Annotated in this window: 27 protein-coding genes and 1 pseudogene; 6 read left to right on the top strand and 22 right to left on the bottom strand. The window is 41.7% G+C overall.

The genetic code is table 11. From position 1 onward, the window contains the following. Positions 1–213: 213 nt before the first annotated feature. On the bottom strand, positions 214–1788 hold the full coding sequence (cshA, locus tag EL140_RS02545; protein ID WP_000671080.1) for a degradosome RNA helicase CshA: 1575 nt from the start codon (positions 1786–1788) through the stop codon (positions 214–216). A gap of 348 nt (positions 1789–2136) precedes the next feature. On the opposite strand from cshA, the gene EL140_RS02540 reads away from it, so the two are divergent. The 4 genes from EL140_RS02540 to EL140_RS02525 all read left to right on the top strand — a co-directional run bounded on the left by EL140_RS02540 (position 2137) and on the right by EL140_RS02525 (position 6888). Beyond that, the gene (locus tag EL140_RS02540) at positions 2137–3453 is read left to right on the top strand and encodes an FAD-containing oxidoreductase (protein ID WP_000958950.1); all 1317 of its coding nucleotides are present in this window, start codon (positions 2137–2139) and stop codon (positions 3451–3453) included. Positions 3454–3552: 99 nt separating this feature from the next. Next, positions 3553–4896, top strand: a complete 1344-nt coding sequence (murT, locus tag EL140_RS02535) for a lipid II isoglutaminyl synthase subunit MurT (protein WP_000769287.1) — start codon at positions 3553–3555, stop codon at positions 4894–4896. Then, positions 4896–5678 (top strand): lipid II isoglutaminyl synthase subunit GatD, encoded by a 783-nt coding sequence (gatD, locus tag EL140_RS02530; protein WP_000263174.1) that lies wholly within the window; start codon positions 4896–4898, stop codon positions 5676–5678. The genes murT and gatD overlap by 1 nt, the downstream gene beginning before the upstream one ends. A 127-nt stretch (positions 5679–5805) precedes the next feature. Beyond that, complete coding sequence (locus EL140_RS02525) at positions 5806–6888, top strand: M24 family metallopeptidase (RefSeq protein ID WP_000040925.1); 1083 nt, start codon at positions 5806–5808, stop codon at positions 6886–6888. Between the two features lie 42 nt (positions 6889–6930). On the opposite strand, the gene EL140_RS02520 is transcribed toward EL140_RS02525, so the two are convergent. The 17 genes and pseudogenes from EL140_RS02520 to EL140_RS02440 all read right to left on the bottom strand — a co-directional run bounded on the left by EL140_RS02520 (position 6931) and on the right by EL140_RS02440 (position 20206). Continuing rightward, on the bottom strand, positions 6931–7392 hold the full coding sequence (locus tag EL140_RS02520) for an ECF transporter S component (RefSeq protein ID WP_000814995.1): 462 nt from the start codon (positions 7390–7392) through the stop codon (positions 6931–6933). After that, a complete protein-coding gene (locus EL140_RS02515) occupies positions 7370–8143 on the bottom strand; it encodes a bifunctional hydroxymethylpyrimidine kinase/phosphomethylpyrimidine kinase (protein WP_000794789.1) in 774 nt (257 codons plus the stop codon). The genes EL140_RS02520 and EL140_RS02515 overlap by 23 nt, the downstream gene beginning before the upstream one ends. After that, complete coding sequence (gene truA / locus EL140_RS02510) at positions 8133–8882, bottom strand: tRNA pseudouridine(38-40) synthase TruA (RefSeq protein ID WP_000199174.1); 750 nt, start codon at positions 8880–8882, stop codon at positions 8133–8135. Before truA ends, EL140_RS02515 begins: the two co-directional genes overlap by 11 nt. A 99-nt stretch (positions 8883–8981) precedes the next feature. After that, entirely contained in the window at positions 8982–10133 is a 1152-nt protein-coding gene (locus EL140_RS02505; RefSeq protein ID WP_000816259.1) for an MFS transporter, read from the bottom strand. Positions 10134–10245: 112 nt separating this feature from the next. Next, positions 10246–10869 carry a Pr6Pr family membrane protein gene (locus tag EL140_RS02500; RefSeq protein ID WP_000775204.1) on the bottom strand — a complete coding sequence of 208 codons (624 nt, stop codon included), beginning with the start codon at positions 10867–10869 and terminating at the stop codon, positions 10246–10248. Positions 10870–10871: 2 nt separating this feature from the next. Beyond that, positions 10872–11210 carry a zinc ribbon domain-containing protein YjdM gene (locus EL140_RS02495; RefSeq protein WP_001061580.1) on the bottom strand — a complete coding sequence of 113 codons (339 nt, stop codon included), beginning with the start codon at positions 11208–11210 and terminating at the stop codon, positions 10872–10874. 211 nt (positions 11211–11421) lie between these two features. Beyond that, on the bottom strand, positions 11422–11940 hold the full coding sequence (locus EL140_RS02490; RefSeq protein ID WP_000229895.1) for a Dps family protein: 519 nt from the start codon (positions 11938–11940) through the stop codon (positions 11422–11424). Positions 11941–12132: 192 nt separating this feature from the next. Beyond that, the gene (gene tpiA, locus EL140_RS02485) at positions 12133–12891 is read right to left on the bottom strand and encodes a triose-phosphate isomerase (protein WP_000087899.1); all 759 of its coding nucleotides are present in this window, start codon (positions 12889–12891) and stop codon (positions 12133–12135) included. Between the two features lie 96 nt (positions 12892–12987). Further along, complete coding sequence (locus tag EL140_RS02480) at positions 12988–13665, bottom strand: DnaD domain-containing protein (protein WP_000220747.1); 678 nt, start codon at positions 13663–13665, stop codon at positions 12988–12990. A gap of 8 nt (positions 13666–13673) precedes the next feature. Then, a complete protein-coding gene (gene metA / locus EL140_RS02475) occupies positions 13674–14618 on the bottom strand; it encodes a homoserine O-acetyltransferase MetA (protein WP_001122698.1) in 945 nt (314 codons plus the stop codon). A 181-nt stretch (positions 14619–14799) separates the two neighbouring features. Continuing rightward, positions 14800–15312 carry an adenine phosphoribosyltransferase gene (locus EL140_RS02470; protein WP_001049316.1) on the bottom strand — a complete coding sequence of 171 codons (513 nt, stop codon included), beginning with the start codon at positions 15310–15312 and terminating at the stop codon, positions 14800–14802. Between the two features lie 86 nt (positions 15313–15398). Further along, positions 15399–16157: a class I SAM-dependent methyltransferase gene (locus EL140_RS02465; protein WP_001287223.1), complete on the bottom strand. Its 759-nt coding sequence runs from the start codon at positions 16155–16157 to the stop codon at positions 15399–15401. A 483-nt stretch (positions 16158–16640) separates the two neighbouring features. Then, complete coding sequence (gene rplA / locus EL140_RS02460) at positions 16641–17330, bottom strand: 50S ribosomal protein L1 (RefSeq protein ID WP_001085675.1); 690 nt, start codon at positions 17328–17330, stop codon at positions 16641–16643. Positions 17331–17427: 97 nt separating this feature from the next. Then, a complete protein-coding gene (gene rplK, locus EL140_RS02455) occupies positions 17428–17853 on the bottom strand; it encodes a 50S ribosomal protein L11 (RefSeq protein WP_001085808.1) in 426 nt (141 codons plus the stop codon). A 122-nt stretch (positions 17854–17975) separates the two neighbouring features. Then, positions 17976–18692, bottom strand: a complete 717-nt coding sequence (ldcB, locus tag EL140_RS02450; RefSeq protein WP_000747737.1) for an LD-carboxypeptidase LdcB/DacB — start codon at positions 18690–18692, stop codon at positions 17976–17978. Positions 18693–18705: 13 nt separating this feature from the next. Beyond that, a complete protein-coding gene (locus tag EL140_RS02445) occupies positions 18706–19167 on the bottom strand; it encodes an HIT family protein (protein WP_000335642.1) in 462 nt (153 codons plus the stop codon). 1 nt (position 19168) lies between these two features. Beyond that, positions 19169–20206: pseudogene (locus EL140_RS02440) on the bottom strand (M42 family metallopeptidase). A 136-nt stretch (positions 20207–20342) separates the two neighbouring features. Here EL140_RS02440 and EL140_RS02435 point away from each other — a divergent pair. Next, on the top strand, positions 20343–20894 hold the full coding sequence (locus EL140_RS02435) for a DUF1307 domain-containing protein (protein WP_000844325.1): 552 nt from the start codon (positions 20343–20345) through the stop codon (positions 20892–20894). Between the two features lie 290 nt (positions 20895–21184). Next, positions 21185–21736 (top strand): DUF1307 domain-containing protein, encoded by a 552-nt coding sequence (locus EL140_RS02430; protein WP_004181102.1) that lies wholly within the window; start codon positions 21185–21187, stop codon positions 21734–21736. Between the two features lie 36 nt (positions 21737–21772). On the opposite strand, the gene brnQ is transcribed toward EL140_RS02430, so the two are convergent. The 4 genes from brnQ to pepV all read right to left on the bottom strand — a co-directional run bounded on the left by brnQ (position 21773) and on the right by pepV (position 25611). Continuing rightward, positions 21773–23098 (bottom strand): branched-chain amino acid transport system II carrier protein, encoded by a 1326-nt coding sequence (gene brnQ / locus EL140_RS02425; protein ID WP_001074594.1) that lies wholly within the window; start codon positions 23096–23098, stop codon positions 21773–21775. A gap of 184 nt (positions 23099–23282) precedes the next feature. After that, complete coding sequence (locus tag EL140_RS02420) at positions 23283–23570, bottom strand: rhodanese-like domain-containing protein (RefSeq protein WP_000658241.1); 288 nt, start codon at positions 23568–23570, stop codon at positions 23283–23285. Beyond that, complete coding sequence (locus EL140_RS02415) at positions 23567–24157, bottom strand: uracil-DNA glycosylase family protein (protein WP_000078132.1); 591 nt, start codon at positions 24155–24157, stop codon at positions 23567–23569. The genes EL140_RS02420 and EL140_RS02415 overlap by 4 nt, the downstream gene beginning before the upstream one ends. Before the next feature lie 53 nt (positions 24158–24210). Continuing rightward, positions 24211–25611 (bottom strand): dipeptidase PepV, encoded by a 1401-nt coding sequence (pepV, locus tag EL140_RS02410; RefSeq protein WP_000125071.1) that lies wholly within the window; start codon positions 25609–25611, stop codon positions 24211–24213. Positions 25612–25619 lie beyond the last annotated feature (8 nt).

Raw genomic sequence — 25619 nt, 5'->3', positions numbered from 1 at the left:
GCTTATTTAATTGCAATTTTGAACAGCAAAAATATTTTAGAAAAAAAAAGCGATTTTTTTATTGACATCCTATTTTATTTTTGATATTATAACATTATAAGAAGATGACATGATAAATCCCTTTCCGTTTCACCTATCCTTTACTATCACCATCTTCTTTTACTATCGGTCTCCTTATATATAAAAGCGATTCACTCTGTGAATCGCTTTTTTCTATTTATCTCCTTTGTTACGAATAACAAAGCCGGTTTTCTTTTCGCTTGAAGTGTTGCGAGGTTTTTTATTGTCTTTATTACGGTAACGTCTGTCTTTATCAAAACGATCATTTCCACGACTGCCTTTTTTGAAATCATCACGGCGACCACCACGGCGATCACGGTCTCGACGGTCGTCCCCACGACGGCCTCCACGACCTCCCTTACCTTTGCCACCAAAGCCATTACCTGATGGTTTAAATGGCAGTGGTTTTTCACGCGCAATCTCCACTTCAGGAAGGCTGTCTGGATCTTGGACTGTCAGACTCAAGATATACATAGCCAATTCTTCTGGACTAAATTCGGCAGCTAACTTACGAGCATCTTTAGCAAATTTCTCAAAGTTCCCACGAATTGCTTCGTCTGCGAAGTCTCGTTCGATTTTCTTGAGCGCTACTTGTTTCTTAGCTTGGAAGGCTTCTTCTGCTGTCGCTGGTTTCAAGCCTTTCATGCGTTTCTTAGTCAAGTTTTCGATGATTTGAAGGTAGCCCATTTCATTTGGAGAAACAAAGGTAATAGATTGACCTGACTTACCAGCACGACCTGTACGGCCGATACGGTGAACATAACTTTCAGGATCTTGTGGAATATCGTAGTTGTAGACATGGGTCACACCTGAGATATCCAAACCACGTGCTGCCACGTCTGTCGCAACCAAAACATCAAGATTCCCATTTTTAAAATCACGAAGGACACGAAGACGTTTATTTTGGTCTAAGTCACCATGAATTCCTTCTGCACGGAAGCCACGAATTTTAAGTCCACGAGTCAATTCATCTACACGGCGTTTAGTACGACCAAATACAATAGCAAGTTCTGGTTGTTCCACATCCATAAGACGTGTCATGGTATCAAATTTCTCTTGTTCCTTGACACGGATATAGTACTGATCCACCAGCTCTGTTGTCAATTCCTTGGCAGCAATCTTCACATGCTCAGGGTCTTTCATAAACTGAACACCGATACGTTTGATAGCATCTGGCATGGTTGCTGAAAAGAGCAAGGTTTGACGATTTTCAGGGACACGGGAAATGATGGCTTCAATGTCTTCAAGGAAGCCCATATTGAGCATTTCATCCGCTTCGTCAAGAATCAGAGTTTCAATATCTTGTAATTTCAAGGCCTTGCGTTTAATCAAGTCCAAGAGACGGCCTGGTGTTCCTACCACGATGTGGGCACCAGATTTAAGGGCCTTGATTTGTTTTTCAATGCTGGAACCACCGTAAACTGAGCGAACTTTCACTCCTTTGCTACGGCCAAAGCGGAAGAGTTCTTCTTGGCTTTGGACAGCGAGTTCACGAGTTGGAGCGATAACCAAGGCTTGGATGGTCGCTTCTTCTGTACGGATTTTTTCAAGGGTTGGCAAGCCAAAGGCTGCGGTTTTCCCTGTACCAGTCTGAGCTTGACCGATAACGTCTTTTCCTTCGAGAGCCAAGGGAATGGTCTGTTCTTGGATGGGACTGGCTTCTACAAATCCAGCTTTTTCAATCTCTGCTAGCAATTCAGCAGACAAGTTAAATTCATTAAATTTCACGTTATTCTTCTTTCTAAAGGTGGTGCGAAGCCACCCTATAGGGCTTTAGTTTATACTTTTCTTTTCATGACGTATCTTCTTTAAAACGAGATACCGTGTTGCTTCTTTTCCACGAAAGAAAAGTACTAGTTTCTTTGCAACCTATCTAGTATAACACAAGAGCGGGGCAAAAGATAGTAGAATCCTTTTTGAAAATCATGTAAACGATTTTCTAGCAGTAAAGTAGCCCGAAACTGGTTTTTCAAAGGATTTGAAGGGAGCATTTCAAACTCACTTCATTTCCCGTAGCAGATTTGTGCAAAAAGTGTTTTCTTATGCTAGAATGAAAATCGAATAGGAGGACTATAAATGTTAACATATGATTTAATCGTTATTGGATTTGGTAAAGCTGGGAAAACACTAGCTGGTAAATTGGCTTCAGCTGGCAAAAAAGTTGCCCTCGTTGAACGTAGCAAAGCTATGTATGGTGGAACTTGTATCAACATCGGTTGTATCCCAACTAAAACCTTGCTAGTTGCTGCTGAGAAAGATTTGTCTTTTGAAGAAGTCATTGCTACCAAAAATACCATCACTAGTCGCCTCAATGGTAAAAACTATGCTACTGTTGCGGGTACAGGTGTCGATATCTTTGATGCGGAAGCGCATTTCCTTTCAAACAAGGTCATCGAAATCAAATCTGGTGATGAAAAACAAGAACTGACTGCTGAAACTATCGTTATCAACACTGGTGCTGTTTCTAATGTCTTGCCAATCCCCGGACTTGCTACAAGCAAAAACGTCTTTGACTCAACAGGTATCCAAAACTTGGACAAATTGCCTGAGAAACTTGGAGTTCTTGGTGGCGGAAACATCGGTCTTGAATTTGCAGGTCTTTACAACAAACTTGGAAGCAAAGTTACAGTCCTAGATGCCTTGGATACTTTCCTACCTCGTGCAGAACCTTCCATCGCAGCTCTTGCTAAACAATACATGGAAGAAGACGGAATTGAATTGCTTCAAAACATCCGTACTACTGAAATCAAAAACGACGGTGACCAAGTTCTCGTCGTAACTGAAAACGAAACTTACCGTTTCGATGCCCTTCTCTACGCAACTGGACGTAAACCAAACGTAGAACCACTTCAACTTGAAAATACAGATATCGAACTTACTGAACGTGGTGCTATCAAAGTAGATAAACATTGTCAAACAAACGTTCCTGGTGTCTTTGCAGTCGGAGACGTCAACGGTGGGCCTCAATTTACCTACATCTCACTTGATGACTTCCGCGTTGTCTACAGCTACCTTGCTGGAGATGGCAGCTACACTCTTGAAGACCGTCTCAATGTGCCAAACACCATGTTCATCACACCTGCACTTTCACAAGTTGGTTTGACGGAAAGCCAAGCAGCTGATTTGAAACTCCCATACGCTGTCAAGGAAATCCCTGTTGCAGCAATGCCTCGTGGTCACGTAAATGGAGACCTTCGCGGAGCCTTCAAAGCTGTTGTTAACACTGAAACAAAAGAAATTCTTGGAGCAAGCATCTTCTCAGAAGGCTCTCAAGAAATCATCAACATCATCACTGTTGCGATGGACAACAAAATCCCTTATACTTACTTCACAAAACAAATCTTCACTCACCCAACTTTGGCTGAGAACTTGAATGACTTGTTTGCGATTTAAGTTGAGACTGATTTGTTAGCTAACAGCCCTCGTCGGGCTGTTTTTGTTTCTGCGAAATCTCAATTCTGTCTTTTCCCTCTTTTATGATATAATAGAAACATGAAATTAAAAAATACTTTGGGCCTCCTAGCTGGGCGTTCTTCCCACTTCGTTTTAAGCCGTCTTGGCCGCGGAAGTACGCTCCCAGGAAAACTCGCCCTTCAATTTGATAAAGATATTTTACAAAATCTAGCTAAGAACTACGAGATTGTCGTGGTCACTGGAACCAACGGGAAAACCCTGACAACTGCCCTCACTGTCGGCATTTTAAAAGAAGTTTATGGTCAGGTTCTTACTAACCCAAGCGGTGCCAACATGATTACAGGGATCGCAACGACCTTCTTGACTGCCAAATCGTCTAAAACTGGAAAAAACATTGCCGTCCTAGAAATTGACGAGGCCAGTCTATCTCGTATCTGTGACTACATCCACCCTAGCCTTTTTGTCATCACTAATATTTTCCGTGACCAGATGGACCGCTATGGTGAGATTTACACGACTTATAACATGATTTTGGATGCCATCCGTAAAGTGCCTACGGCTACAGTTCTCCTCAATGGTGACAGTCCGCTTTTCTACAAGCCAGCTATTCCAAATCCTGTAGAGTATTTTGGTTTTGACTTGGAAAAAGGGCCAGCCCAACTGGCTCACTACAATACCGAAGGTATTCTCTGCCCTGACTGTCAAGGTATCCTCAAATATGAGCACAATACCTATGCTAACTTGGGGGCCTATATCTGTGAAAATTGTGGTTGCAAACGTCCTGACTTGGACTACCGTCTGACAGACTTGGTTGAATTGACCAACAATCGCTCTCGTTTTGTCATTGACGGCCAAGAATACGGCATCCAAATCGGTGGACTCTATAATATCTACAATGCCCTTGCTGCAGTTGCTATTGCCCGTTTCCTCGGCGCAGATTCGCAACGGATCAAGCAAGGATTTGACAAGAGTCGTGCTGTCTTTGGACGCCAAGAAACCTTCCATATCGGTGACAAGGAATGCACCCTCGTCTTGATTAAAAATCCTGTTGGTGCGACCCAAGCTATCGAGATGATCAAACTAGCTCCTTATCCATTTAGCCTATCTGTCCTCCTTAATGCCAACTATGCTGATGGGATTGATACTAGCTGGATCTGGGATGCGGACTTTGAACAAATCACTGACATGGACATTCCTGAAATCAACGCTGGTGGTGTTCGTCATTCTGAAATTGCACGCCGTCTTCGAGTGACTGGCTACCCAGCTGATAAAATCACTGAGACAAGCAATCTGGAGCAAGTTCTCAAAACCATTGAGAACCAAGACTGCAAGCATGCCTATATCCTGGCTACCTATACTGCTATGCTAGAATTCCGCGAACTGCTGGCTAGTCGTCAGATTGTTAGAAAGGAGATGAACTGATGGTTTATACTTCACTTTCCTCAAAAGCTGGCAACTACCCTTATCAGCTCAACATCGCCCACCTTTACGGAAACCTCATGAATACTTACGGAGACAACGGCAACATCCTCATGCTCAAGTATGTGGCTGAAAAACTGGGAGCTCATGTGACGGTTGACATCGTTTCTCTCCATGATGACTTTGATGAAAACCACTATGATATCGCCTTTTTCGGTGGCGGCCAAGACTTTGAACAAAGCATCATTGCAGGCGACCTTCCTGCTAAAAAAGAGAGCATTGACAACTACATCCAAAACGACGGAGTGGTTCTAGCTATCTGTGGTGGTTTCCAACTATTGGGCCAATATTATGTTGAGGCTTCAGGTAAACGCATCGAAGGGCTCGGTGTCATGGGTCACTACACCCTCAACCAGACTAATAACCGCTTTATCGGTGACATCAAGATCCATAATGAAGAATTCGATGAAACCTACTATGGCTTTGAAAATCATCAGGGACGTACCTTCCTTTCTGATGACCAAAAACCGCTAGGACAGGTGGTCTATGGAAATGGAAATAACGAAGAAAAAATCGGCGAAGGGGTTCATTATAAGAATGTCTTTGGTTCCTACTTCCACGGACCTATCCTCTCTCGTAATGCCAATCTAGCTTATCGCCTAGTTACTACTGCCCTCAAGAAGAAATACGGTCAGGACATCCAACTCCCTGCCTATGAAGACATTCTCAGTCAAGAAATCGCTGAAGAATACAGCGACGTCAAAAGCAAGGCTGACTTTTCTTAAAGAAATGAAAGCTATATCAAAGAACTCCCCTATCTTGTCGGAGTTCTTTTTGCCTGCTATTTTACCCTTCTCCCTTGCATTTTCTCTCTTTTTTTGCCAAAATAGAGGGGTAGAAAGAAGGTAGCATATGTCTAAATTACAACAAATCGTAACATATCTTGAATCAGAAAAACTAGACGTCGCTGTCGTATCTGACCCCGTCACTATTAATTACCTCACTGGCTTTTACAGTGATCCCCATGAACGCCAAATGTTCCTCTTTGTCCTAGCGGATCAGGAACCTCTCCTCTTTGTCCCAGCTCTCGAAGTGGAACGTGCAAGTAGCACCGTTTCCTTCCCGGTTGCGGGCTATGTAGATTCTGAAAATCCATGGCAAAAAATCAAAAATGCTTTGCCGCAGCACGACTTCAAACGTGTCGCTGTTGAGTTTGACAATCTCATCTTGACCAAATACCATGGTTTGAAAACAGTTTTTGAAACTGCTGAGTTTGAAAACCTCACTCCTCGCATTCAACGCATGCGCCTCATCAAATCAGCTGATGAAGTGCAAAAAATGATGGTTGCAGGGCTCTATGCTGATAAGGCTGTTAAGGTTGGTTTTGACAATATTTCTCTTGATAAGACGGAAACAGACATCATTGCCCAAATCGATTTTGCCATGAAAGGTGAAGGCTATGAAATGAGCTTTGATACTATGGTCTTGACTGGCGATAACGCTGCAAATCCGCACGGAATTCCTGGTGCAAACAAAGTTGAAAAGGACGCCCTTCTCCTCTTTGACCTCGGTGTCATGGTTAATGGCTATGCCTCAGATATGACTCGTACGGTCGCTGTCGGTAAACCAGACCAGTTCAAAAAAGATATTTACAACTTGACGCTTGAAGCCCAACAAGCTGCCCTTGACTTCATCAAGCCAGGTGTGACTGCCCATGAAGTGGACCGCGCCGCCCGTGAGGTCATCGAAAAAGCTGGTTACGGTGAGTACTTCAACCACCGTCTCGGTCACGGTATCGGTATGGATGTCCACGAATTCCCATCTATCATGGAAGGTAACGACATGGTCATCGAAGAAGGCATGTGCTTCTCTGTTGAACCTGGTATCTATATCCCGGGCAAAGTCGGTGTTCGTATCGAAGACTGCGGTGTTGTCACTAAGGATGGATTTGACCTCTTTACCAGCACCAGCAAAGATTTGCTTTATTTTGATTAAACATAGAGACAAGCAAAAAGTCAGCTATTGAAGCTGACTTTTTTATTTTATCTTCTTGACACTCTGAAAGACTACAAATCCCACAACCATTCCCAAGGTATTTTGTAGGAAGTTTGGAAGGATTTCTGGCAAGGCTGCTGACCAGCCATTCATTAGAGTTGAGCCCAGAGCGTAGCCACTTACCATGACGATAGTAGCCAAGACAAGGCCTAGCCATTGCCATTTCCCTTTAAAACCTGCAAAAAATCCTTGCAAGCCATGGTTTACCAAGCTAAAGAACATCCACTGTGGAAAGCCTGATAAAAGGTCAAGCAGAAAAGCTGCTAGTCCTCCAACGACGGCCCCTTCTTTACTGCCAAAGTAAAAGGCAGTAAAGAAAATACCTGCATCCAAGAGAGTCAATATTCCTGTTGGCGTTCCAATTTTCAAGTAATAACCTAGAACCACAGAAAGGGCGGTTAAGAGGGATACAAGGGCGATTTTAGTTGTTTTGGTTTGCTTCATATTGTCTTACTCCATATTGATCTGCTTGTGCAATAGCACGGTAAACGAAAGCTTTCGAGCTCTCTACTGCTGGTAAAAGTTCATCCCCTTTAACCAAGTGACTGGCGATGCTTGAGGCAAAGGTACATCCTGCACCCGCATTTTGGCCTTGAATGACTGGGTTTTCTAGAACAGTGAAAGTTTGTCCATCATAAAAGACATCCACTGCCTTGTCCTGACTGAGGCGATTGCCTCCCTTGATAATAACTGCTGGCGCTCCTAAATCATGCAATTTCTGCGCTGCAGTTTTCATATCTTCCAATGTTTTGATCTCTTGACCAGCCAACAATTCTGCTTCAGGAAGATTTGGCGTAATCACACTGACATGAGGGAAAAAACGAATCAACTCTTGGCAGAGCTCACTAACAGCCACGTCGTGCGTTTCCTTGCAGACCAAAACGGGGTCCAATACCACAGGCACTCCTGGACGTTGCTTGATAAAGTCCAAGGCCTTCTCAGCCACACTGACAGTAGGAAGAAGGCCAATCTTAATCCCTGCAAACTCGACATCACGTAAGCTATTCAACTCATGTTGGAAAATAGTATCATCTGTAGGGAAGACTTCAAACCCCTTCTCTGTCAAGGCTGTCAAACAAGTCACTGCTACAAAGCCATGCAAGCCGTTTAAGGTATAGGTGGCAAGATCAGCTGATAAACCACCACCACTAAAAATATCATTCCCAGAAAGGGCTAAAATACGATTATTCTTCATAACGAATCTCCTTTAAATACAAGCCATTCGGTGCAGCCGTTGGACCTGCTAGCTGCCTGTCCTTCTTCTCCAAAATCAAGTCAATCTGCTCAACTGGCATTCGATTATTTCCGATTTTGAGCAGTGTCCCCACCATATTACGAATCTGTTTATATAAGAATCCATTTCCTGAAAAGGTAAAAGTCAAAAACTGCCCTGTCTCATCAACACTAAGACTGGCTTCTGTAATGGTCCGAACCTTGTCCTCTACACTGGTTCCAGATGCTGTAAAACCGGTAAAATCGTGGGTTCCTTCTAATTTCTTGACAGCCTCCTGCATCCGCTCCACATCGAGGGGATAGGGAAAGTGAGTAGCATAGTGACGGCGCATGGGATTTTTAGGACGCCCCCTATCTACTATAAACTCATAGGTCTTGCTATGTTTTGCATAACGGCAATGAAAATCATCCGCCACAATCTCAATCGAAATCACATCGATATCTTCTGGTGACTGAGTATCCAGAGCAAAACGGAGTTTTTCCTCATCCATCTGATAGGGCAGATCAAAATGAATGACCTGTTCCAGAGCATGGACCCCACTATCCGTCCTACCAGCACCATGAACAGCGATGGCTTGCCCCTTATTGAGTCTCGTTAAGGTTTTTTCGATTTCCTCTTGAACGCTCCGCGCATGAGGCTGGCGCTGAAAACCGGCAAAGGCAAAACCATCATAAGAAATAGTTGCTTTATATCTTGTCATAACTTCTATTTTATCAGGAAATAAAAGTGTAAACAAGTTTAAAAACCAATAATTGTCTGGGTACAAAATTCCCAGAAAGAAAAACTTAGGAAATTAATCCTAAGCTCTCTTTTGAAGTGCGTACATAACAAAGATAGAAGTGACAATCAACCAACATCCTAAAATGGTGAAGACCAACATACCATTTTGAGTCACCAAGCCAATCGCCCCAAGAATGAAAGGTGTCGTAAAGGCTCCAAAGCTGCATCCTAGCACTGCAAAAGATGTTGCCTGATTAAGGAGCTTGGCTGGGATTCTTTCAGAAAGAAGCTGAAAGACAGTGGTCAAGGCCACACTGTAGGAAAAACCTGCCACAACACTTCCAACTACCATCACACCCAATGACGGAGACAAGGCAATCACAATCTGCCCCAATCCAAAGGTGATACCTGACCAAAGGAGCAATCTTTCTTTAAATAGAGAGATAAAGAAAGAAAAACTCACACCTGCCAAGATACCAATCAACTGCATAATACTTAAGACCAAGCTCGATAACTGGGCATCCCCTAGACCTCTTTCCACCATCAGACTAGGAATACGAATGGTGATAGCTGTGTTGGTGCAGACAACAACTGCTGCTTCGACAGCCAATAGAAAAATTAATCCTTTCATCTTTCCTGTCAAACGAGTCGTTTCGGTCTCTTTTTTCTTTGTTTCTTTCTTTTCTTTCCCATAAGGGACAAAGAGCAGATAAAGAATCAATACTAAAAATCCCGCACTGTAGGCCAAGAAGGTCACTGTCCATCCCAAGGATAAGAGTTGACCGACCACTAGAGTCAAAATCGACGCCCCGACAACTTCTGCTGATCCGCGAAGCCCCAACATCTGGATCCGTGTCTTTCCATGATAGCGTTCGCTGATGATGGAAATGGCCTTGGCATTGATCATCCCAACACCCAAGCCAAATAAAATCCGCATCGCAAAGACAAAGTTGTATTCCTGATACCAGAAAGGGGCAGTTCCACCGATAGAAAGGATGAGAAGTCCCAGACTAATCTGAAGACGCTCAGGAAATAACCGCTCCAAAAACCCATTTAAAACCAGCATAATCATGATTCCAAAAGAAGGAAGACTGACCAGGAGCTCGATTTGTTCTTTGGGGTAGCCTTGATAGTAGTCAAACATGGCTGGCAGAGCGCTTGAAATGGAAAAGGAGGTAATCAAAACGAGGGAGAGGGCCAAAATACTAGCCCGTTCTAAATATTGTTTCATGAATTTTCTTTCTGTATATTTCTCACTGTTGATCCTTTTAAAAGGAAGATGGCAAGAAAAGAAGGAGCCCGATTGAACTAGAGACTCCGTCCTAACTTTCCTAATAGGAAGACTATTTTCGCTTGATTTGCTTGATCAGATAGAAGATGAAGCCTGCAACCATATAGGCCGCAAAAATGATCAAACACCATTTGATAACCACGTCCCAACCCTTGTTCACATTTAAAAAGAAATAAGGGAAGGGATTGTCCTTGGAATTCGGAATATTGAGTTTTAAGACCAAGCCATTAAACAAGGCAAAAATCATATAAACCAAGGGCAAGATGGTCCACAAGACTGGATCCCAGATCTTGTATTGACCCCGTTTATCAAAGAAGAGGGTGTCGGCTAAAAACCAGAGTGGAACGATATAGTGGCAAAGGAAATTTTCCACACGGTAAAAGTCTGTCGCGATCGGAGCAAGCATAAAATGGTAAATCACACAGGTAATCATGATACTCATGGTAACGCCACCCTTGAGACGAAGCAAGGTCGGACTTTGCCAATTTTCACCTGAACGGCTCATCACACGGAGCAGATAGCCCGTGAAAATCGTTACCAAAAGATTGGACAACACTGTGTAGTAAAGGAGCATACCAAAGCCACCGTGCTTGGTAATTTCTAAATAAACCCCTGTAAATGCCGCTAAAAACAAGAGCACACGACTATAAAAGATAAATTTATAATTCAGTTTCATGGCTAGATTTTCTTAACAAATTCTGACTTGAGTTTCATAGCTCCAAAACCATCAATCTTACAGTCGATGTTGTGGTCACCTTCTACGATACGGATATTTTTAACACGAGTTCCTTGTTTCAAATCCTTAGGTGCACCTTTTACTTTCAAGTCCTTGATGAGGGTTACAGTATCGCCGTCAGCCAATTTATTTCCATTGGCATCGATAGCAACAACACCTTCTTCTACTTCTGCAACTTCAGCAGGATTCCATTCATAGGCACACTCTGGGCAAACCAAGAGACTTCCGTCTTCGTAGACATATTCTGAATGACATTTTGGGCAATTTGGTAAGTTGTTCATGGGTTCTCCTTATAACATTTCACTATTCTTTGAAAATCAAAATTTCTCGAACAGCAACTATTATACCGTAAAATCCTAGATTTGACAATGTTTCCTAAGGGCTAGCAAACAAAAAAGTCATGCACCTTTTTACAGTTACATGACTTTTAAAAGATGATTGATCATGGGCACTTATCAAGCACCTCATGATAAAAGGGGTAGCAACTATATCTTACAAACCAGGAGCTTGTCCAAGTTCTGCTGTAAGCATCCAAACTGTTTTCTCAAGTTCAGCCTTAGCCCCAACAAAGATATCGTTTGTAACATCATCACCTTCTTCGTCAGTTACATCCAAAGCTTTTTGGAAAAGAGCGATGAGGTAGCGATAAATTGCTAGAACACGTTCCAAGCTTTCTTCAACGTTACGGAATTCTCCTTCTTCTTCTTCGATTTCACTGTGTTGAAGGAATTCTGTCAAAGTTGAATAAGGTTTTCCACCAAGAGTAATCAAACGTTCACTGATTTCGTCAAGATAGCTATCAAGACTGTCCATGTATTCATCCATTTTTGGATGCCATACGAGGAAGCCACGACCACGCATATACCAGTGAACTTGGTGAAGGGCAATGTGAGCCACATACAAGTCCGCTACTGCTTGGTTCAATACTTCCTTTGTTTTCGCCAATGCTACTGGCGCTGTTTTAGATAATGTTGTTACGTCTTTTACTGCTTCTTTTTTCAATTCAACCATATTTCTTACCTCTTTTCATTTTTTTATAACTACTTCACAGTAGCTATAATACAAGTATACTACTACCAGAAAATGATATCAAGGAAAATGTACTATCTGAGAAAAGTTGCAATAGACTGATAATTTAAGAAAAATATACAGAATTTTTTTTAAAAAAAGACAGTCTTAAAAGACTGTCTGGAATAACCTAGATTATTTTACAAAGTCAAGCAATGCCAAGAAACTTTCAGCTTCAAGTGATGCTCCACCAACAAGGGCTCCGTCCACGTCTGGGCAAGCCATGTATGAAGCAACGTTTTCAGGTTTAACTGAACCACCGTATTGAACACGAACTTTGTCAGCAACTTCTTGACCAAAGTCAGCAGCTACAACATCACGAACAACTTTACACATTTTTTGTGCATCGTCTTGTGAAGCTGATTTACCAGTACCGATAGCCCAGATTGGCTCATAAGCGATAACGGATGCAGCAACTTGCTCAGCAGTCAATCCAGCCAAAGCAGCAGATACTTGAGCACCTACGAATTCAGCTGCTTTACCAGCTTCGTAAGTTTCAAGTGACTCACCACAACAGATGATTGGAAGCATACCGTTTGCAAAGATTGCTTTTGCTTTTTTGTTGATATCTTCGTCAGTTTCATGGAAGTAGTCACGACGTTCTGAGTGACCGATAACAACGTAGTCAGTACCGATTTCTTTCAAAACTTGTGGGCTAGTTTCACCAGTGAAAGCACCTGCATTTTCAAAGTAGCAGTTTTGAGCAGCAACTTTAAGGTTTGAACCTTTTGCAGCAGCAAGAACAGCTGTCAAATCAACTGCAGGAGCTGCGATACCTGCTTCAACAAGGTCTGATGAAGGAAGTTTTGATGCAACGGCTTCAACGAATGCTTTTGCTTCTTCTGGATTTTTGTTCATTTTCCAGTTACCAGCGATAAATGGTTTACGTGACATTTCACATACCTCTTTTTTCATTTTATTCACTATTATTCTATCATATTTATAAGGAGCTTGCAAACCTTACTCTAATTTTCAAGATTTTTCAAGCGACTAATCTTGCCACAAATTCATGGCATCGAGAAAATCAGCCGAAGCCTGAACTTGTTTGGGATTATTCGCTTCTCGCTCTGCTCGTTTGGCCTCTACTTGGGCAACAGATTGAATGCCTTCATGGCGCCAGTTTCGTAGGATTGCCTGAATATATTTCCAGTTTGGCTTGCCATTGAGAACGGCCTCTCGGAGAGCTTCCTTGATCAAATCCGCCTTAACTCCGTCTTCTTTGACAGTCTTAGAAAGGTCTTCGATTTCAAATGGTGTTAATAAGCGTCCCAATTCCTGCTGAAAAGTTTCAACCAGATCCTTCAACTGATTCTGCGGGTTTGGGACTGTTGTAGCTGGAGTTTGGCTATCTAGTAAGCTATCCAAGCGTTCAAAAGCCAAACTAGCATCAAAAATCAGCTCAATTTCACCGTTTAGTTCAATGGTTCGATATTGTAGCAAACCATTTTCAGTCAAATTCGAAATAGATTGGTTGACATCTGCTACCTCTTTGCCAATGATTTCAGCTATTTGGCTAGGCGAAACATCTCCGAGGGCTGTGGTGTTTTGTAGATAGAAAAATTGCCAGACCAGAAAATCTTCACTGGAAGGAAAGAGTTCCTTAAAATGCAAGAGCAGGGCACTTGGTAAAACCAAGTTCCCTGATTTAAAAGCGTCAAAATATGTCATAATTCCTCTTATAGATATCCAAATGCAGCCGCATCATCCTCTACCTTTCTCCAGTCAAAAGGGGTTTCTTGATAAACTGCATAGTTTACCCAATTGCTGAAAAAGAGGGCAGCTGATGAAGACCAACAGAGACAAGGTGTCTCATTTACATCATCATTTTTAAAGTAGTTCTCTGGGATATGAGGGTCGAGTCCCGCCTCATAATCACGAAAATACTCTCTTGCCAAAGTGTCACGATCGTACTCCAAATGACCAAAACTATAAATCTCACGAAGATCCCGACTGGCTAAAATAGAAACGCCGACTTGTTCTCCCTCAGAGAGGATTTCCAGATTGGTTTTTCCTAATATCTCTTCCTTATAGATTTCTGTATAACGAGAATGGGGAGCTACATAGCTATCATCAAAACCACGAAAGAGAAGATGGCCCTCTTTCAAGGTATCCTGCGGGTAAATGCCTGACAATTTCTGCTCCATCTGGTGTTTATCAACTCCATAGCGAGCATAAAGACCTGCTTGGGCACCCCAGCAGATATGAAGGGTCGAATAGACATGGGTCTTGGACCACTCAAGCACCTGACTGAATTCCTCCCAATAGTCCACTTCCTCAAATGGTAAATGCTCAATCGGAGCCCCTGTGATAATCATCCCATCAAAATACTCGTCCTTGACTTCAGGAAAAGTTTTATAAAAAGTCTCCATATGCTCTGCACGAGTCGTCTTGGAACGGTGGCTCTCCATATAGAGAAAGTCTATGTCCAATTGCAAAGGAGTATTTGCTAAATGCCGTAACAACTGGGTCTCTGTGACCACTTTTTTGGGCATTAGGTTTAAAATCAAAATTTTCAAGGGACGGATATCTTGGTGGGCCGCACGTTGATCATCCATGACAAAGATATTCTCTGTCCGTAAAATCTCAACAGCTGGCAATTTTTTATCAATTCTAATCGGCATAACCTTCTCCTAACTGTACTCTTTTAGAAATAATTGAATGTGTTTGAAGTCAAATCTCAAACACTTAGTCCTTTTATTATACTGCAAGAAGATATAGTTTTCAATTATAGTTTTTCTCTAACTAGCTATAGTTTGTTTATATAGCAGATGAAGAGAAAACAGCCCCAAGGACTGTTTTTCATTAATAATGCATAAGTACCTTGTAATCGTAATCTCCGATTTTTTCACGGCCTTTAAGCTCATCAAGTTCAATCAAGAACGCACAACCGGCTACAACTCCGCCAAGTCTTTCAATCATTTCAATGGTTGCCTTGACAGTACCACCTGTCGCCAAGAGGTCATCTACGATGAGAACGCGTTGACCTGGTTTGATGGCATCCGCGTGCATGGTCAAGGTATCAATACCGTACTCTTTTTCATAGTCAGCTGAAATGACTTCACGTGGCAATTTTCCTGGTTTACGAACAGGTGCAAAGCCAATCCCCAACTCAAAGGCAACGGGACAGCCAACAATAAATCCGCGAGCCTCTGGACCCACGATCATGTCGATTTTCTTATCAGTTGCATACTGAACGATTTCACGAACAGCATAGCTATAAGCATTGCCATCTGCCATCAATGGGCTGATATCACGGAAGGTGATGCCTTCCTTGGGATAATTTTCAATCGTTGCGATATAATCTTTTAAATTCATCTTTTTCTTTCTTTCAAAGTTTTTTACTCTCTATTATAGCATATTTTTTAAGAAAGAAAAAAAGAAAAGTTAACTTCAATAATTATCTAACGATTTGACGATTTATAACTAGCCATAGCAATAAAGCCCAATTTCTGTTTATTCTTAGCAAACATTTTATACATAGTTAAAAACTGCTTTCTATTCTCCTTTTTACAAGCATTTACGCAAATTTTCAAAGTTCCTAGCCAACCTTCGTCATAAATCATACCTGATAATTTCATTAATGTCATTTCACCAGTCAATATTTTCACATCACGATAACCTGATTCTATCATCACCTGTTCCCAACCATCTTGAGTTAAAGGACCTACATTTACATGAATTGCTTGTGACAATTCCTGTCTGACAGACTCTTTAGCTTCCTTAAGAAGCACATCATGTGTCAAAAGAAGACCTTCAGGTTTTAAAACCCTTAGATACTCCATTACACATTTTTTCTTAGCTTGATCGGCTTGCATAGTCAGCATAGCTTCATTTATAACAATATCAAAACTAGCATCTTCATAAGGAAGTTTCATTGCATTTGCTCTTTCAAATCTGATCAAATGACCAACACCTGCCGTTTCAGCAGATTTTTTAGCCACTTCTAAGGCTTGTCCATCCATATCAACAGCAGTTATCTTACAACCAAAATGCTGTGCCAACTCAATTGCTGTGGTTCCCCTATTGCACGCAACTTCTAGTATTCTCTTTTCTTTTGAAAATCCTCCTTCCGCAATTAACCAATCTGTAGCACGTTTTCCACCTGGACGTAAGCGTTTTTTTCCCAGTTTTGCTAAAAACTTATGACCTGCTTCTGACATTTGAACACCTCTATTTTTTCTTCATTATAACATAAAATTATATTATCTGACAATTCTAATCTATTATTTGATAAACTAGAATCAAAAGCATACAAGTTGCCATGACTATAGCATAAATCTATTAATCACCTCTCTAGTTCGAATTCAATTGCTCACGTAGTTTACGCATATAGGTTACGACTACATATTTGTACTTTAGAGTTGCTGGCCTCCTTATCCGCTATATACGCTTTACTGTCACGTGCCTATTCGTATAGCCAAGATTTCTCTATCTCTTTCTCTGCCGATTCTTGTTTCCAACGTCAGACTTAAACAGTCTATCCTAATGCCGTTCGATCAGGTACTCACAATAGTCAGGCTTGGGAATCACTTTTGGGTTTATTAGTATATGGTACCCACAGAGGACTTACACCTCAGATGAACGGAATGCCCGTTGTACCTAAAAAACGAGCACATTCGTACTCGTTTTTAAAAATCTGTTAATTAAAGTGAGTTTACGTCAACCTTGATACCAACACCTTGAGTAGTTGTGATAGTCAAGTTTGTTACGTAAGTTCCTTTAGCTGTAGCTGGTTTTGCTTTTTGGATTGTTTCGTTGAAAGCTTTGAAGTTTTCAACCAATTTTTCAGCTTCAAATGATACTTTACCGATGATTGCTTGAACGTTACCTGCACGGTCAGCACGGTAAGTGATTTTACCACCTTTAGACTCTTCAACTGCTTTAGCAACATCCATTGTTACAGTACCAGTTTTAGGGTTTGGCATCAAGTTACGTGGTCCAAGGACACGTCCAAGACGTCCAACAAGAGCCATCATGTCAGGTGTAGCGATAACTACGTCAAAGTCCAACCAACCGTCGTTGATTTTTGCAACAAGGTCATCTTCACCAACAAAGTCTGCACCAGCAGCTTTTGCTTCTTCAGCTTTTGCACCACGTGCGAAAACAAGAACGCGTGAAGTTTTACCAGTACCGTTTGGCAATACCATTGCGCCACGGATTTGTTGGTCAGCTTTTTTTACGTCGATATTCAAGTTGTAAGCAACTTCTACAGTTGCGTCAAATTTTGCAAAGTTAGTTTCTTTTGCAAGTGCTACAGCTTCTTCTACACTGTATGCTTTTGTGCTGTCGATTTTTTCAAGAGCAGCACGAAGTTGTTTGCTTTTTTTAGCCATTTTCTATTCTCCTTGTAAGTGGTTCAATCGATTTTCATCTCCCACGTCACTTCTCGAAATGATGAAGTCTTGCGGGTTATATTGGGGGTGTTATTGATTAGTCAACAACAGTGAATCCCATAGAACGAGCAGTACCTTCGATCATACGCATTGCAGACTCAATGTTTGCTGCGTTCAAATCTGGCATCTTAGTTTCTGCAATTTCTTGTACTTGTGCACGAGTAACTGTAGCAACTTTAGTTTTGTTAGGTGTACCTGATCCTTTTTCAACACCTGCAGCTTTTTTCAAAAGAACAGCAGCTGGTGGTGTTTTTGTAACGAAAGTAAATGATTTGTCTTCGTATACTGAGATAACAACTGGAATGATCATACCAGCTTGGTCAGCTGTACGAGCGTTGAACTCTTTTGTGAATCCCATGATGTTGATACCAGCTTGACCAAGAGCAGGTCCAACTGGTGGAGCTGGTGTAGCTTTACCAGCAGGGATTTGCAATTTTACAAGTTTTTCGACTTTTTTAGCCATTTTTAAATCCTCCTTTGTGGTTTTGGCGGTAATTAGAGATTTTTACCTCCCACAAGTATGCTTTACACATACCTTTCCATTATACACTATTTATCTAAAAATGCAAGAGAAAAATTACTTTTTTAATCGACATAATCTCCACCTTCAAAGCCATAGTACTCTTCCAAACTGAGACCACTTGCAGCAATTTCTTTGGCTTCTTTTCCGACGTAGCGAAGATGCCATTCTTCCGCCATGTAGCCAGTCTCTTTTTCCTTGCCTTTGAGATAGCGAACAACAAAGCCATAGTCAGCCGCATGATCCAAGAGCCACTGGGCCGCCTTTTCTTCAGTAACTAAATCTCCATCTGTCCCAATAAGGTCAAATGCAAGACCTGTTTGGTGTTCACTATAACCTGGGCGAGCTGAGTAGCGATCAGCAGCTTTCTTACCGTCTTTATTCACATAGTCTTGATAAAGTTTGGTTTGAGTTTCATAACTTCTAAAACCACTGTAGTGATCGCTGATTGGGTAGCCAGCTGCTTGCATTGCTGCAATGAGCTTCAGCAACTCTGCTTTAGCTGTTGGATTTTCTCCTGGATTATAGTCTTTTGACAAAGGATAGTGCTTATTAGCTATGACGATTTCATCGTACTTTCCTTGAATACTATAGTAGTCTCCCTTATTGACAACTTCTGCCTTCTTCTGACTAGAGGCTTGGGATTTGCTTCCTACAGTTCCTTCAGGTTGACTAGTTTGTTCCGTTTTTTGAGTGTTTTCTTCATTTTTAGGTTTTTCTTGCGAACATGCTGCTAGGGTTACTGCCAGCAAACCAGATAAAACGATGTATCTTTTTTTCATTTTTCTTCCTCTCTTAGACCAAGTGCTTCTCTAATTCATCGGATAAGGCTTTAATCATTTGTTCCAACTCATGGGATTTCACTTGGCAATCTTCTGCCGCCATTTCTTCCCAGGGCACCCACCAGACTGGCCCACGGCCATTCAATCCATGACCCTTCATATCACCTATTCTTCGTGGAAAGAGATGCCAATGAGCGTGGGCATCACCATTTCCTAGGAGTTCAATATTCATCTTTTCAGCCTCAAATGCTTTGGCGACTGCTTCTTGGACCAAACTCATTTCCTCTAAAAAGCGAAGTTTTACAGAAGTCTCCATATGGTGGAGTTCTGTGACATGATCTTTTGCTAAAAATAAGGTATAGCCCTTAAAGTATTGGTGGTCTCCAATAACTACATATCCTGTTTCTAGTTCTTTTACAAAGTAGGGATTTTCCCCTTCCTTGATCCATTCAATTCTTTGACAAATCAAGCACATATTAGTCTACCAATGCACTCTTGAGATAGGCATCAACCATACGCTCAGTCGCTACGACCGAATCAATGTGTGTTCATTCGTAAGAGTGACTGGATTCAATACCAGCTCCAAGGAGGGCGTGTTTGACCTCTGCTCCTGCTGACATAGCTGCTGAAGCGTCCGATCCATAAAATGGATAGATATCCAGCTTAAATGGAATATCTTGCTCCTTCGCCAAAGCTACTAAGTGTTGACGGAAGTCATAGTGATAGGGACCTGAAGCGTCCTTGACACAGATAGACACTGTATATTCGTCTGTTTGCTGGTCATCGCCCATGGCTCCCATATCTACAGCTAGATATTCTACTACCTGAGCTGGAATATTGGAGTTAGCACCATGACCCACCTCTTCAAAGACTGAAAAAGCAAAATGAGTTGTTACTGGCAATTCAATCCCCTCTTCCTTATAAACACGAAGAAGATTGAGCAAAATTGCTGCGCTGACTTTGTCGTCCAAGTGACGGGACTTGATAAAACCAGTCTCTGTCACGACAGTACGTGGATCAAAGCTGATAAAATCACCGACCTCAATACCCAAGGCACGCGTTTCTTTTTCATTGGTCACTTTTTCGTCCAAACGAACTTCCATATTGTCCTGCGTGCGTTCTGCAGTTCCTGCATCTTTGTAGACATGGCAAGATGTCTGGTGGATGAGGATCGTTCCAGATACCGTTTTACCTGTACTAGCCACATGAACAGTACAGTTTTCTCCCTCAATCATGTTCCAAGGAAAACCACCGATCCGGTCCAATTTGAGACGACCGTCAGGTTTGACAGCACGAACAATGGCTCCGAGTGTGTCCACATGGGCAGTTACATAGCGATGTTGTTCGTCGTTTTGACCTTTGATTGTTACATTGACACCACCCTTAGCTGTTCGAACAGGCTGGTAACCAAGCTCTTCTAAAGTATGGACTAGGTAGTCTGAAATCTCACGAGTAAAGCCTGTTGGAGATGCAATAGCGGTTAATTCTTTGATATAGTTTACAGTTTGATTCATTTCTTCACCTCTTCCTACCATTATATCACTTTTCTAGCCGGATCCCTTTGGAAAAGGGTCTTATCCTTCTAGTTGATTTCACTATGGATCCATGTTATAATACAAATACTTTGATTATGAAAGGAAAGTAAAGGATATGAAATCTTACTTTAAAACCTCACTTGCCCTTGCGGCTTCACTTGTCCTCCTGCTCGGATGTTCCAAACAAGCATCAACACCTACCAACAGCAGTAGCAAAGAAGACAAAACAACTCAGTCAAGTGAAAGCAAACAAAGCACTGAACAATCTTCTGAAAAGAAAGAAACAACTAAAACACATACCTTTGTCAACAAAAGCAATTCTGGAATCACTTCTACCTTGGTTTATACTGTAGACGGCGACAATGTTATCAAGCAATCAGCTCATAACATTGCTGATCCTGAAATCCTTGGTGCAACTCCAGAAGATGTCAAGAGTTTTATCGAAGAAAAGTACAAAGGTTATAATGGACTCAAAGGTGTTAAGCAAACGATTGAAATCAAAGATGGAAAAGTTGTTCAAGATCTCGAAGTAGACTTCTCAGTTGCAAGCATTAGCGAACTTAGAAAAGCACTTCCTGAAGAATATTCTGGTATCGGCAATCGTGTCAGCTTCTCAAACTCTAAAAAAGCACTAGAAGGAATGGGATTCATTGAAGAAAGCAACTAATCTTTCATCCTTAAAAGCAGACAAAAACCTGACCTTATAATGGCCACCCCATACGATAGTCACCAAGCTATCTTTGGGGTGTTTTTTATATCACGAGGGAATCAATCAAAATGAAGTCCTTGATCAAATGAAATAGAGATTAAGAGCTAAAAGTTAGCCAAGAAGGAAAAACCAAGCATATCTTTTTACTGTCAATGGAATTGTTTACTAGCTTCTTCTGATTGCTTGCATCCTCCATTCGTGTTATAATACAAATACTTTGATTATGAAAGGAAAGGAAAGCAATGGATATGAAATCTTACTTTAAAACATCTCTTGTCCTTGCAGCTGCTCTCGTCCTTCTAGCTGGATGCTCTAAACAAGCATCAACTCCTACCAATAGTAGTGCCAAAGAAGACAAAACTGCTCAGTCAAGCGAAACAAAGCAGAGTAGCCAACAATCATCTGAAAAGAAAGATGAGACAACTACCCACACATTTGTCCACAACAGCAAACCTGGAATTCATTCTACCTTGAATTATACTGTAAAGGGGGATGATGTTGTAAAACAAACTGCTCATAATGTATTTGACCCTGAGAAACTTAATAATACCGCGGAAGGTATTAAGCAAATTGTTGACGATACTAATAAAGGTTATGAAGGGGTCAAAGGGGTTACACAAAAAGTTGAAATTCAAGACGAAAAAGTTATCCAAAACATCGAGGTTGACATGTCTGTCGCAAGTCTTGACGAACTGAAAAAAGCAATGCCGAATGAATATTATGGTATTGGAAACCGTGTAAGCTTTGCTGCTTCGAAAAAAAAGCTTAAAGAAGCTGGTTATACTGAAAAAACCAACTAAGATTAATAGAAAAAACTTGGCCTTGGCCAAGTTTTTTTATTCCATTTCAAAAACATCGCTTTCTTGCTTGTTCGGAAGGACCAAGGAAAGCAAGATTCCGATGATAGCTGGCACCAACCATGGGAGGGATGCCTTGGCAAAAGGCAAAGCATTCACAAGATTTGCTAGAAACTCAATCTTAAAGGAGCTTCCAAGAACACTTGCAACAGCGATTGCTGTGACAACTCCCATTGTTAGTTGCATACCCGGTTTTGATAGGGGTACAAACTTATTAACAATCACAATCATCACAATGGCAATAGTGATTGGATACAAGATTACCAATACTGGAATGGAGTACTTGATGATCGCATCTAGACCGAGGTTTGCAATGGCAAATCCAATCAAGGTAAAGGCAGTTGCATAAACCTTATAGCTGATTTGTGGGAAACGTCCGTTAAAGAACTCTGCTGTCGACACAATCAATCCAACTGTCGTTGTGAAGCAGGTTACAGTTACCATAACAGCAAGAAAGAGCTGAGCTGTTGAACCAAAGATTTCCTGAGTTGCTTGTGACAAGATATAAACACCTGGAGTTCCACCCTTCATGACTTCTTCCGGAACTGGGAAGTGATTTCCAAGGAATCCTAGACCAATATAGAGAGCACTGAAGGCAAGAGCTACCACAATACCAACAACCCAAATAGTTGAGATGTATTCTTTCTTACTTGAAAATCCAAGTTGTTTCAAGGTTTGAACAGCGATGACACTGAAGGCCACTGAGGCAAGGGCATCCAAGGTGTTATACCCCTCTAGGAATCCTGTTCCGAAAGCAGATGCTTGATAAGCAGCTGAGGCAGTTTGAGGACTTGTTCCACCATATTTGAAGGCACCTAGTACAACCAAGATAACGATCAATAAAGCAAAGACTGGCGTTAAGATACGTCCGATTCGATCCAAGATTTTTGATGGATTGAGCGAGATTAAATAAGCCGCTGCAAAGTAAAGCACAGTAAAAACAATCAATCCTAGACCTTTGTTTGCTTCGGATAAGAGAGGGCTAATCCCAACTTCATAAGCTGTTGTGGCTGTACGCGGAATGGCAAAGAAGGGACCAATCGATAGATAGAGGACTGCAAGATAAAGCGTCGCAAACCAAGGTGAGATTTTCTTAGAAATCTCGTGAATGTATCCTTTCGGGTTTAGCGTTCCAATAATAAGTGTCAAGACGGCAATACCGACACCTGAAAAGACAAAACCTGCGATGGCAGGAAGAAACTGTTCTCCAGACAAAGCACCTAGAGAAGGTGGAAAAATCAAGTTTCCCGCACCAAAAAATATTCCAAACAGGAGCAAGCCTGTTAGGGCACCTTTTTTAGCCATAAAAATCTCCTTCATATTTCTAAAATACTGACCTAGTATACCATGATTAAGACTCTGAAAAAAGTATCCAAAATTAATCATTGAATGTTTTCAATATTTTTAAAAATAAGAATTATCTAAAAACAAAATCCCTCACTCAGTTGGAACCGAGCAAGGGAAGATTAGGGTCTATCGCCACATAGGTTTAAAGATTTTCAAAGGCCGTCATTCCACCTTGGACATTGATAACGTCATAACCCTGTTCAGCTAGAAATTGACAAGCACGCGCTGACCTCATCCCAGATTTGCAAATGACATAATACAAGAGGTCCTTATCCAACTGATCATAAGTATCAGTCAATTGACTAAGTGGTAGGTTCTGAGCACCTTCTAAATGAAGCGTCTCGAACTCTTCTACTTCTCTCACATCCAGCACAGAAAGTGAACTATTCTGGTAAAGCTGGTAAAATTCATCGAAGGCTATTTCTTTCATTCTTTTTCTCCTAAAATTGTTTTAATTCTTTTTTTCAACTCAGGCACCACTTCTGACTCAAACCAAGGATTCTTAGCCATCCAGATTTGATTTCGTGGTGACGGGTGCACCAGAGGGAAATAGGTTGGTAAGTAGTTCTGGTAATGTTTTACTCTCTCTGTCACCTTGCCACTAACTTTCTCCTGTAAATAATAGGCTTGTGCATATTGCCCAATCAAGAGAGTTAATTGGATATCGGGCAACTCTTGCAAGAGTTGCGGATGCCATTTTTCTGCGAAACCTGTACGAGGTGGAAGGTCACCTGACTTGCCATGTCCAGGAAAGTAAAAATCCATTGGCAGAACTGCAAAATAACCTGAATTGTAAAAGGTGTCTTCATCCACACCTAGCCACTCACGCAAGCGATCGCCACTCTTATCCTTCCAATAAATCCCAGCTTCTTGCGTTTTAAACCCCGGAGCTTGACCGACAATATTGATGCGGGCAGTTTTTGGCGCCGCAAAGAGAGGCTCAATTCCGCGTTCTGTATAGCTGGTATTTTGCGGATCCGCCATAATGGCTTGCTTGATTCTTTCAATTTGAGACATCTGTTTTCCCTCCAAAAAGAAGTCCAAGCATAAAATCTCAGACTTCTATTGTTTTATTTGATCAATTCATAGATAGCTTCTGCATAGATTGCTGCTGCTCGGAAGAGATCGTCCAAGGCGATAAATTCATTAGCTTGGTGCATGGTGTCAATAGAGTCTGGGAACATGGCACCGTAGGCAACTCCACGTTCCAGCAAGCGACCAAAGGTACCACCACCGATGACTTGCTCGTGACCTTGGAGACCAGTTTGTTTTTCATAAACATTCAACAAGGTTTGAACGAGTGGATCTTCCATTGGTACATAGTGAGGGGTATGACCGTGTTCAGAAAGGCTAACAGAAGCAACTGGTAAGTTTTCAAGAACTGACTGGATTTGCTCTGGACTTGTTCCTTTTGGATAACGGAAGTTGAGGGCAATGGTATTGTCAGCACTTGTTTCATCAAAGCGGAAGACACCGGCATTCATAGAAAGGGCACCCATCTTTTCATCTACATGAGCAACCTTGAGATTTGTACCCTCATGGTCGTTCAAGAGAATCTTACCAGCAATGTCAAGGTAGTCTTTTGCAGGTCCTGCAAAGTCAAACTGGCTGAGGAAAAGGGCAAGGTAGGTTGCACCATTGACACCTGAAGCAGGCATGGCACCATGGGCTGATTTACCAATGATGGTAACCTTGTATTGACCGTTTTCTTCTTGAATTTCTCCTCTGAGTTTGTGTTCTGCAACAAAGGCATCTAGTTTGGCTTGCAAGTCAGCCAGGTCGCCTGAAACAACTGCTGTTGCTGATTCAGGTACCATGTTTTCACGCAAACCACCTGTGAAGCTGTGAAGACGGGCTGCACCTGTATTTTCACCTGCAAAGTGGAGGTATTCCGTGATGTTTCCTTTTTCACCATTGATGATAGGGAATTCAGCGTCTGGAGAGAAACCGAAGTCTGGTTTCGCAAGTCCTACATGTTCAAAGTAGTAGTCCATGTCTGCCCAACCTGATTCTTCGTCTGTTCCGACGATGAAACGAACTTTCTTAGAAGTTGGAAGTCCCAATTCTTTGATGATTTTCAAACCATAGTAACAAGCTGTTGTAGGCCCCTTGTCGTCTGAAGCTCCACGCGCATAAAGGCGACCGTCTTTGATAGTTGGTGTATAAGGGTCCGTGTCCCAACCGCTACCAGCTGGCACCACGTCCATATGAGCAAAGATTCCGAGAACTTCTTCTCCTTCACCAAACTCAAAATGTCCTGCGTAGTTATCAACATTTTTAGTTGGATAGCCATCACGGTCTGCGATTTCAAGGAATTTTTCCAAGGCTTTTACTGGACCAGGTCCAAATGGATGCTGAGCGTCCGCCTTGCTGTCATCACGTTCTGAGTTGATTTCCAAAAGGCTAAACAAGTCAGCCAAGAGTTCTTCTTTGCGTTTTTCTACTTCTGCTGTAAAATCAATTGCTGTCATTTTTTCTT

This window comes from Streptococcus oralis ATCC 35037, assembly GCF_900637025.1.
In the GTDB taxonomy this organism is placed as follows: domain Bacteria; phylum Bacillota; class Bacilli; order Lactobacillales; family Streptococcaceae; genus Streptococcus; species Streptococcus oralis.
The sequence above is the reverse complement of the archived record's forward strand: the minus strand, read 5'-3'. Positions and strand labels throughout refer to the sequence as shown.

Coding starts and splice junctions, on each gene's coding strand:
- EL140_RS02540 (WP_000958950.1), top strand. CDS start 2,137: ATGTTAACATATGATTTAATCGTTATTGGATTTGGTAAAGCTGGGAAA.
- murT (WP_000769287.1), top strand. CDS start 3,553: ATGAAATTAAAAAATACTTTGGGCCTCCTAGCTGGGCGTTCTTCCCAC.
- gatD (WP_000263174.1), top strand. CDS start 4,896: ATGGTTTATACTTCACTTTCCTCAAAAGCTGGCAACTACCCTTATCAG.
- EL140_RS02525 (WP_000040925.1), top strand. CDS start 5,806: ATGTCTAAATTACAACAAATCGTAACATATCTTGAATCAGAAAAACTA.
- EL140_RS02520 (WP_000814995.1), bottom strand. CDS start 7,392: ATGAAGCAAACCAAAACAACTAAAATCGCCCTTGTATCCCTCTTAACC.
- EL140_RS02515 (WP_000794789.1), bottom strand. CDS start 8,143: ATGAAGAATAATCGTATTTTAGCCCTTTCTGGGAATGATATTTTTAGT.
- truA (WP_000199174.1), bottom strand. CDS start 8,882: ATGACAAGATATAAAGCAACTATTTCTTATGATGGTTTTGCCTTTGCC.
- EL140_RS02505 (WP_000816259.1), bottom strand. CDS start 10,133: ATGAAACAATATTTAGAACGGGCTAGTATTTTGGCCCTCTCCCTCGTT.
- EL140_RS02500 (WP_000775204.1), bottom strand. CDS start 10,869: ATGAAACTGAATTATAAATTTATCTTTTATAGTCGTGTGCTCTTGTTT.
- EL140_RS02495 (WP_001061580.1), bottom strand. CDS start 11,210: ATGAACAACTTACCAAATTGCCCAAAATGTCATTCAGAATATGTCTAC.
- EL140_RS02490 (WP_000229895.1), bottom strand. CDS start 11,940: ATGGTTGAATTGAAAAAAGAAGCAGTAAAAGACGTAACAACATTATCT.
- tpiA (WP_000087899.1), bottom strand. CDS start 12,891: ATGTCACGTAAACCATTTATCGCTGGTAACTGGAAAATGAACAAAAAT.
- EL140_RS02480 (WP_000220747.1), bottom strand. CDS start 13,665: ATGACATATTTTGACGCTTTTAAATCAGGGAACTTGGTTTTACCAAGT.
- metA (WP_001122698.1), bottom strand. CDS start 14,618: ATGCCGATTAGAATTGATAAAAAATTGCCAGCTGTTGAGATTTTACGG.
- EL140_RS02470 (WP_001049316.1), bottom strand. CDS start 15,312: ATGAATTTAAAAGATTATATCGCAACGATTGAAAATTATCCCAAGGAA.
- EL140_RS02465 (WP_001287223.1), bottom strand. CDS start 16,157: ATGTCAGAAGCAGGTCATAAGTTTTTAGCAAAACTGGGAAAAAAACGC.
- rplA (WP_001085675.1), bottom strand. CDS start 17,330: ATGGCTAAAAAAAGCAAACAACTTCGTGCTGCTCTTGAAAAAATCGAC.
- rplK (WP_001085808.1), bottom strand. CDS start 17,853: ATGGCTAAAAAAGTCGAAAAACTTGTAAAATTGCAAATCCCTGCTGGT.
- ldcB (WP_000747737.1), bottom strand. CDS start 18,692: ATGAAAAAAAGATACATCGTTTTATCTGGTTTGCTGGCAGTAACCCTA.
- EL140_RS02445 (WP_000335642.1), bottom strand. CDS start 19,167: ATGTGCTTGATTTGTCAAAGAATTGAATGGATCAAGGAAGGGGAAAAT.
- EL140_RS02435 (WP_000844325.1), top strand. CDS start 20,343: ATGAAATCTTACTTTAAAACCTCACTTGCCCTTGCGGCTTCACTTGTC.
- EL140_RS02430 (WP_004181102.1), top strand. CDS start 21,185: ATGAAATCTTACTTTAAAACATCTCTTGTCCTTGCAGCTGCTCTCGTC.
- brnQ (WP_001074594.1), bottom strand. CDS start 23,098: ATGGCTAAAAAAGGTGCCCTAACAGGCTTGCTCCTGTTTGGAATATTT.
- EL140_RS02420 (WP_000658241.1), bottom strand. CDS start 23,570: ATGAAAGAAATAGCCTTCGATGAATTTTACCAGCTTTACCAGAATAGT.
- EL140_RS02415 (WP_000078132.1), bottom strand. CDS start 24,157: ATGTCTCAAATTGAAAGAATCAAGCAAGCCATTATGGCGGATCCGCAA.
- pepV (WP_000125071.1), bottom strand. CDS start 25,611: ATGACAGCAATTGATTTTACAGCAGAAGTAGAAAAACGCAAAGAAGAA.